Source organism: Shewanella sp. 6_MG-2023 (assembly GCF_030547195.1).
Classification (GTDB): domain Bacteria; phylum Pseudomonadota; class Gammaproteobacteria; order Enterobacterales; family Shewanellaceae; genus Shewanella.
In genome coordinates this window covers 22,633-29,454 of sequence record NZ_JAUOQU010000043.1, presented here as the reverse complement: position 1 = coordinate 29,454, position 6,822 = coordinate 22,633, and the positions used below count along the sequence as shown (strand labels likewise).

Below are 6,822 nucleotides of genomic sequence, written 5' to 3'. Positions count from 1 at the left end.
ACAGTTCAAAGCATTGGTAACCAAAGGATAATTGTTATAGCTTTATGCTTTCGTACTGATTAATAGTGGCCATTCGCAGGCCAAGCCGCACAGTTCAAAGCATTGGTAACCAAAGGATAATTGTTATAGCTTTATGCTTTCGTACTGATTAATAGTGGCCATTCGCAGGCCAAGCCGCACAGTTCAAAGCATTGGTAACCAAAGGATAATTGTTATAGCTTTATGCTTTCATGATAATGACCATTTGCAGCCAAACCACACATTTCATCATAAGCTGTTTGATATACCACATTAGCCTTGGAATAATAATGGCTTCGCAGCAGCGTCTTAGCCTCTGCGAGTGAATTAACTACTGTGCAAGCGCTGCCTGCTGTCAGTCCTGAAAAGTTATTATCCGCATCCACTACGCCCACCAGATAGTGAGTCGAATCTGCCACACCGATGATCGTTGGCTGACTGTCGTTATACACAGACTGCTCGAAGGTATTCAGCCCATCTTGACTCGTATCTCTTGGGTTATTAACGGCTTTATTTATACTAGGCATAGTGGTTCCTCGGATGTAATAACTGATGCTTAAAATCAAGCTTCATTAACTGCAGCGACTAACTGCGGCAATTTAAGACTTAATGACTGCTCTCAGCACTGAGTTGTTAAATAAATTACGTTCAATGTCCAAAAATTGTTCACTACAATGACTACAGCCACAGTCACAATCCCTTTTTCACCCACACTTAAAAGTAAAATTGTTACTGAAATGTTTACAACAATAGCCAATATATATCCCGCCCCGTAGCACTTGAAAGCGATTCCCTTCCCAAAGTGGCTCCCACACACATAAGTAATTTGTATAACTTCTAATTTACTGAAAATATTGAATAAATTATGACAACCTAATATATAAATTTAACGAAACCATGAATTAATAGTCACTTATTTAGCGATTAAACAACCTGTTAACTCGATCACATTAACAAGCCAAACACCTTTAGGTAACAACCAAAACAGAATCATTACTTGATTTAGATCAAGGTCTAATTAAAACCCTAAGTTAGAGTAAAGACTCTAAAGTAGAGTTATTGCTCTAACTTTGGATGTTGAAGATCTATTCGAATAAGAACTAAACAAAAACGTGAATTTTTTTGAACATAGCTCCATCAGTTAGGAGCTATAGATTGCTAAATAACATGCTCTCGGAGGCATTATGGACATCCCAGTCTGGCAATATTTCGTATCAATGACAGGTTATATTGTTTTATTACTCGTTTTGGTTGAAGGTATGCGCCGAACACCAAGATTAACCGCCGCTTTTTGGCTACTTTCATTAGTGACAGCCCCACTATGGGCAGATCAACTTGACGGATGGTTCCGTTGGGTTAAGACGGTCAGTGTATTAATCCCCACTGCAATTGTTGTTGGTGGTGCCCGTATCGCGTGGCTATATCATCAAAACCCACACAAGGTGCTGGCGTTTTTCCGCGGCGACTGGGTGTTAAAATTTCTATATGCAGTTTTAGTGTTAAACATTGCAGAAGCCACATTAAAAGACTTTGCTACAGCAAACTACTTTAACGCAATCTGTGGTGTCATTCTTTGTGTCACTATTCCTTTCCCACGCTACAAAAATGGTAAACGTGTCTATTGGGTTATCGGTAAAGACAAACCAAACGACTTACTGTTTTATTCCACAGCGGCATGGAACTTCCTCTATACCACCTGGAACCTAGCCTTTGTATTCGGTGAGAGCCCTGCGTTCTTCGCAAGTTCATTCTGTATCTTGATGGCGGCAGAGCTATACCCATTAATCAAAGGTCGACCAGAGCTTTACGTAATCGCGCGTGTTTACACCTTGGCATTCCACCTACTGATCCGCGCTAACAGCGACGTGTTTGTACCACTAATGGATTCAAGCAGCTGGGCCAACGATAACGTGCTGTATTACTGGGGCGTCATCAACCTTGCTTTACACGTTCCTTTCGCAATTTGGTACTTCACCATGCAGAAGAAAAATGGTGAACCACCATTTGGTGAAAAGTCTCCACCACCATTAGTCAGCGAATTAGAAGATGATCAAACGGCTCAAGATAAGAAATTAGCAACAGCCTAATCACCTCCAACCGAATACCACATCGGTATTCGGTTAATACAACACGAGACGTTGTTATGAAACATAAACTAATAACACTATTTAGCGCGGTTTTTGCGTTAATGATGGTAAGCATCACCAGCGTAGCTAACGCTGATGACGCCATTAATCATCAAGTAGAAACTCAGCCGCTACCAGGGCAAATATGGCAAGGCACCAGAGACGGCAAACCCGGCGAAGGTAGCTTGTTTTATCGAATGGAATTTGCTGAGAACAATCTTGTCAGTGTCACTAAACAATCTGGCGGCTTTAATAAAGTCGAAACCCAGCGTTGGCAGCAAACTGCCACAGGTGTGGTGATTAGCAGCCAAGCGGGTGATGAGATTAATGACTTTGATGGGGCAACATTAACTTACGTTGACAGTGAAGAAATCCGCTTCACCTTAGCAGACGATGGCTTCAACATTCACAAATGGTATGAATACCGCGCTTATGGGCATGTATTACTGGTGCTATTTGGCTTAATTGCATTAAACGAAATGTGCCGACGCTACAAATGGAGTAACTACGTTTTTTGGTTCATCTTACCCATAGCGCTTATTCCACTGTGGTCAAGCTATGAGATCACCTACTGGTTCAAATGGGTAAAACTGTACTCAGTTGTTGGTGCTGCAGCCTTATTTACCTTAATCCGCTTTACCAAAGTCGGTGATATGAAATGGGCAAAATTCGGCGCTGCTGCATTCCTCGCGATTAATATTTCAGAAGCGGTAATGCAAGACTTCAGTATGGGTAATCTTGCCAATATCCTCAATGCAACTGGTGGTGTGCTATCTATTATCACCCTTGCAGGTTGGGCGAAAATTTTCTCAGACAAAAGTAAGCAGCAAGACATGATTTGGCCAGCAATGACCACATTTTGGATTATCGCCTACGACGTTTGGAATATTGTGTTCGTTTACCTCAATTTCCCAGGCTCTGCGACGGCGCAAATGATGGTGCTAATCGCAGCAACATTACCAGCGCTATTCATTAAAAAAGGCACTTGGTTACAGGCTCGAGCATTCACTTTAGCAGGCTCGTTCATGTACTACTTCAGCTGCCCATTCATGTACGAAAGTAACGTGGTTCCACTACCACGCAATGATGAACTCATGCTGGCAGCAGGTGCTGCTAGTTTCATCATTAATGCTGCTTATGCTTATGTATTCTTTAGTAAAAAATATACCAACACCCGTTTAATGGCAGGTTCATACCAAGCCCAATAAAACGTGAAGAAGTAATGGGTACTGGCGCAACCTATCGCCAGTACCACGAGGATTAGTCCTCAGAAATTTATAACGCTAATGATAAAAACTAATTAAAAACTAATTACAAAATAATGGAGTTACCATGAAAACACGCATTCTAAGTATGGCAATACTCGCTTCAATGACTTCTGGTTTAACTTATGCTGCTGACACAGAAGCAGATATTGATATGTCTAATCCAACTGATGTTTACACCTCTATTGGCGCATCATACGGCAGTGAAGGCATGAACATTAAAGGCCAATTAATGCTGTCGGAAAAAACCGCTGATTCAGGTCAAAAGAGTGGGGTTATTTTCGAAGCTAAAAATATCTTTAACGAGGGTGATAAAAGCCCTAAATTTACTGGGATGATAGAGCATCCTGATTACGGCCTTGTACCAACATTTAATGATGAAACCAGCAAGCGTTCGTACCGTTTACGTTATGGCACTATCAACACCACAAACGGCACCGGCTGGTCTATTGACGCCATCCTAGCTGACCATCCTTTTTATGGCAGCATGGCAGTGGTGCAAGCGGGTCCTGTGATGACGATTCCGGTTACTGATAACTTCTATATTTGGCCAATTTTATATGCCGGTGCTGTGGTCGTTGGCGATAACATGCAAGATATTACAGCTACAGACATCCCGGTAACCAGCAGTGGCATTGATGTTCCATCACTCATTTTAACCGGTATGGTTTATGCCCGTTATGCCTTTAATGATAACTGGTGGATGCTATTAAGCGCTTCTTATACCGAAGAAATGCAAGGCAAGTCATGGAGCGATGACATCATGGATGGCGGCTTACAAATGGCAAGCTTTAGCGGTGAATTATCTTTGGCATATCAAATGAACAAACGCCAAAACGTGCGAGTGAACTATAAAACAGACAATAGTGATAGCACTGATGATAGCTATTGGATTGAATATAACCACGCATTCTAGCCAGTGTATTTTTAACTAATAGCCACTAATGCTCTTTCGCTGCTAAATACCAAACTGTTTCAGTATTGGCAGCGCTTTTTAATCCTTAATGGAGGATGACATGATTAAACGCATTATTACCGCAACGAGCTTAATGTTCGTGTGTGCCAGCGCCTCAGCTGCCGTTGATATTTCAGGTGTCAGTGTGCCTGAAAACGTGACTTTAAATAACAGCACTATGGTGTTAAACGGCGCCGGAGTTCGGAGTAAATTTTTTATCGACTTATATGTCGGTTCTTTGTTTACCACCAGCACCAGTACCCAAGCACAACAGGTGATTGATAGCGACTCCCCAACTGCGATTCGGCTTAATATTACCTCAGATATGATCACCTCAGAAAAAATGATCGATGCCTTAAATGAAGGCTTTGATCGGGCAACAAACGGCAAAACGGAGCCGATTGCCGCCAGTATTGAATCCTTGATCAACTCTTTTTCTGATCCCATTAAGTCAGGCGATCAATTCACCTTAATGAGCGTGCCCGGTGAAGGTGTGATTAGTTACAAAAATGGCCAGCAATTGGCTGTCACTCCAGGTGAAGACTTCCGTAAAGCGGTGCTCAGTGTCTGGTTAGGCAAAAAGCCAACCGATAAAGGCCTAAAAAAATCGATGCTAAAAGGTTGATCTAAAACAATAAAAGTGACGATAACCATGGTCTAAGGCGATAACTGTTTGCCGCTGTCCCCTTAGCCATGGTAAATCTAGAACAAATTTTAATAAATCAATAAAAAAACAATAATTTATATGTGAATTATTTAGTTTAGGCTAAGGTAAGTATTCGGTTTTTTATCCCCTAGGCCTTTTCTACTTTGTATTATAAGAGGCAACTTTATGACTCCTTTGGCAATGTGGCGTGCTGCTTTTTTCCCGACCAATAATACCTGGAATGACACTCAACTCAGGTATGTGGAAGTCATTCTATTTTTCTCACTTTTATCACTATTTACCGGCCTTTACAGTCTGTTTAAATGGCTGCAATTTGATCATAGTTTATTGATCTACACCTCTATATTTTTAATTATTGCCGAGATAAGTGCAGGCTTAATTTTGCGCTTGGCAAAAATGCCGACCCTCGCGCTTAATGTCGGTTTCCTTGGTATGGCTCTACATGCACTGAACCTTATTTATCAGGACGGTGGTGTGCTCAATTCAAGTCAGAGCCTATGGTTAACGGTATTACTGATCGCCTTCTTTTTAACTGCAGGTATTTTAATGGCGACGATTTGGAGTGCGCTGGTGATCGCAGCGTCATCTTGGATGCTAATGTTAGAGTTACAAGGGGTGAGCATTCCGGTTATGGAACTGTCTGATACGGCATACATGACAGAGGCTTGGTCTGGTTTATTAATGCCACTGATTATAATTGTTATCGCCCAAGCCTTTACCGCCAAGCAACGTAATAAAGCCATTGAGCATGCTGAAAAATCTCAGCATCAAACAGAAAAAGTCGCAAATGATGCAGAGCAAAGCGCCCAGCAATTATCGTCGATTTTACATCGCGCGGGTGACAATGCGGTGCAACTGTCTAGCATGGCTGAGGTACTTGAAACACAATCTGAAGACTTGCATCATCAAGTGGATGATTTAAATCAAAACTGCCAATCTCAGGCCAGCGCCGCTGAAGAAATGAACCAACAGCTTAGCCGGATGACTCAAGATGTTGAGCAGTCAGAATCATTTGTGGTCGATTTACGTAATCGCAGCCAACTTATCAATGATCAGGCTCAGCTAAGTGCCTCATCACTGGCGGCTACTACAGAAGCTATCAGCAAAATTTTAGTCAGTAATAAAGAAATTATGTCAGTGGCAGATTTAATTACCTCGGTGGCAGACCAAACCAACTTATTGGCACTCAATGCTGCCATTGAAGCGGCTCGCGCTGGTGAGCATGGGCGCGGTTTTGCAGTAGTGGCTGAACAAGTGCGCGAGCTGTCAGCTAAGAGTAATACCTCTGCAGTCGAAATTCGTAGCCTGTTAGATCGTAGCCAAAAAGAAGTGCTGCACGGCCAAAGTGTCATTGAGCAATCCAGTAATGAGCTCACCAGTATTATCGCTAAGGTCGCAGAGACCCTCAGTGATATCAATCAACTTGCCGATACCATGGTGCATCAAGTTCAGGCAGTTCAAGAACTTAATACTGCCAGCGCCGAAGTTGCTAGCAGTGTTGTTAAAACTCATCAAGTATCAGAGTCTGTTGCCAACCAAGGCGAGAAGCTTACCCACCAGGTTGAAACGCTAAAAAGGTTAGCAACTGATTTGAATATGGCAGTCAGTAGCTAGTATTGCCAAGCTGTAAATACGAACCCTAACAAAGAGCGCTAACAAAGAACACTCGAAATTAGTACTCGTTCAAATATAAACCAGTTAAACAGCTTGTTGATAAAACTGTGATACAGATCTCTTGAGCACATGGGTAACATCACGCATGCTGTCAGTCCTTTTTGTTAAACTTTTTAA

Annotated in this window: 6 protein-coding genes; 5 read left to right on the top strand and 1 reads right to left on the bottom strand. The window is 42.1% G+C overall.

All coding sequences use genetic code 11. The features are described 5' to 3' along the window. Window positions 1-212 precede the first annotated feature (212 nt). Window positions 213-545 (bottom strand): DUF6482 family protein, encoded by a 333-nt coding sequence (locus Q4533_RS18430; RefSeq protein WP_303503743.1) that lies wholly within the window; start codon window positions 543-545, stop codon window positions 213-215. A gap of 657 nt (window positions 546-1,202) precedes the next feature. On the opposite strand from Q4533_RS18430, the gene Q4533_RS18425 reads away from it, so the two are divergent. The 5 genes from Q4533_RS18425 to Q4533_RS18405 all read left to right on the top strand — a co-directional run bounded on the left by Q4533_RS18425 (window position 1,203) and on the right by Q4533_RS18405 (window position 6,645). Beyond that, window positions 1,203-2,105, top strand: a complete 903-nt coding sequence (locus Q4533_RS18425) for a hypothetical protein (RefSeq protein ID WP_102440696.1) — start codon at window positions 1,203-1,205, stop codon at window positions 2,103-2,105. Window positions 2,106-2,161: 56 nt separating this feature from the next. Continuing rightward, window positions 2,162-3,352 carry a DUF5692 family protein gene (locus Q4533_RS18420; RefSeq protein WP_241900991.1) on the top strand — a complete coding sequence of 397 codons (1,191 nt, stop codon included), beginning with the start codon at window positions 2,162-2,164 and terminating at the stop codon, window positions 3,350-3,352. Between the two features lie 124 nt (window positions 3,353-3,476). Then, on the top strand, window positions 3,477-4,325 hold the full coding sequence (locus Q4533_RS18415; protein WP_102440697.1) for a hypothetical protein: 849 nt from the start codon (window positions 3,477-3,479) through the stop codon (window positions 4,323-4,325). Between the two features lie 100 nt (window positions 4,326-4,425). Then, the gene (locus tag Q4533_RS18410) at window positions 4,426-4,989 is read left to right on the top strand and encodes a chalcone isomerase family protein (protein WP_102440698.1); all 564 of its coding nucleotides are present in this window, start codon (window positions 4,426-4,428) and stop codon (window positions 4,987-4,989) included. A 207-nt stretch (window positions 4,990-5,196) separates the two neighbouring features. Next, window positions 5,197-6,645, top strand: a complete 1,449-nt coding sequence (locus Q4533_RS18405) for a methyl-accepting chemotaxis protein (RefSeq protein ID WP_102440699.1) — start codon at window positions 5,197-5,199, stop codon at window positions 6,643-6,645. The last annotated feature ends 177 nt before the right edge of the window (window positions 6,646-6,822 follow it).

Excerpts from the sequence above, each read along its gene's own strand:
- Q4533_RS18430 (WP_303503743.1), bottom strand. The coding sequence starts at position 545 with ATGCCTAGTATAAATAAAGCCGTTAATAACCCAAGAGATACGAGTCAA.
- Q4533_RS18425 (WP_102440696.1), top strand. The coding sequence starts at position 1,203 with ATGGACATCCCAGTCTGGCAATATTTCGTATCAATGACAGGTTATATT.
- Q4533_RS18420 (WP_241900991.1), top strand. The coding sequence starts at position 2,162 with ATGAAACATAAACTAATAACACTATTTAGCGCGGTTTTTGCGTTAATG.
- Q4533_RS18415 (WP_102440697.1), top strand. The coding sequence starts at position 3,477 with ATGAAAACACGCATTCTAAGTATGGCAATACTCGCTTCAATGACTTCT.
- Q4533_RS18410 (WP_102440698.1), top strand. The coding sequence starts at position 4,426 with ATGATTAAACGCATTATTACCGCAACGAGCTTAATGTTCGTGTGTGCC.
- Q4533_RS18405 (WP_102440699.1), top strand. The coding sequence starts at position 5,197 with ATGACTCCTTTGGCAATGTGGCGTGCTGCTTTTTTCCCGACCAATAAT.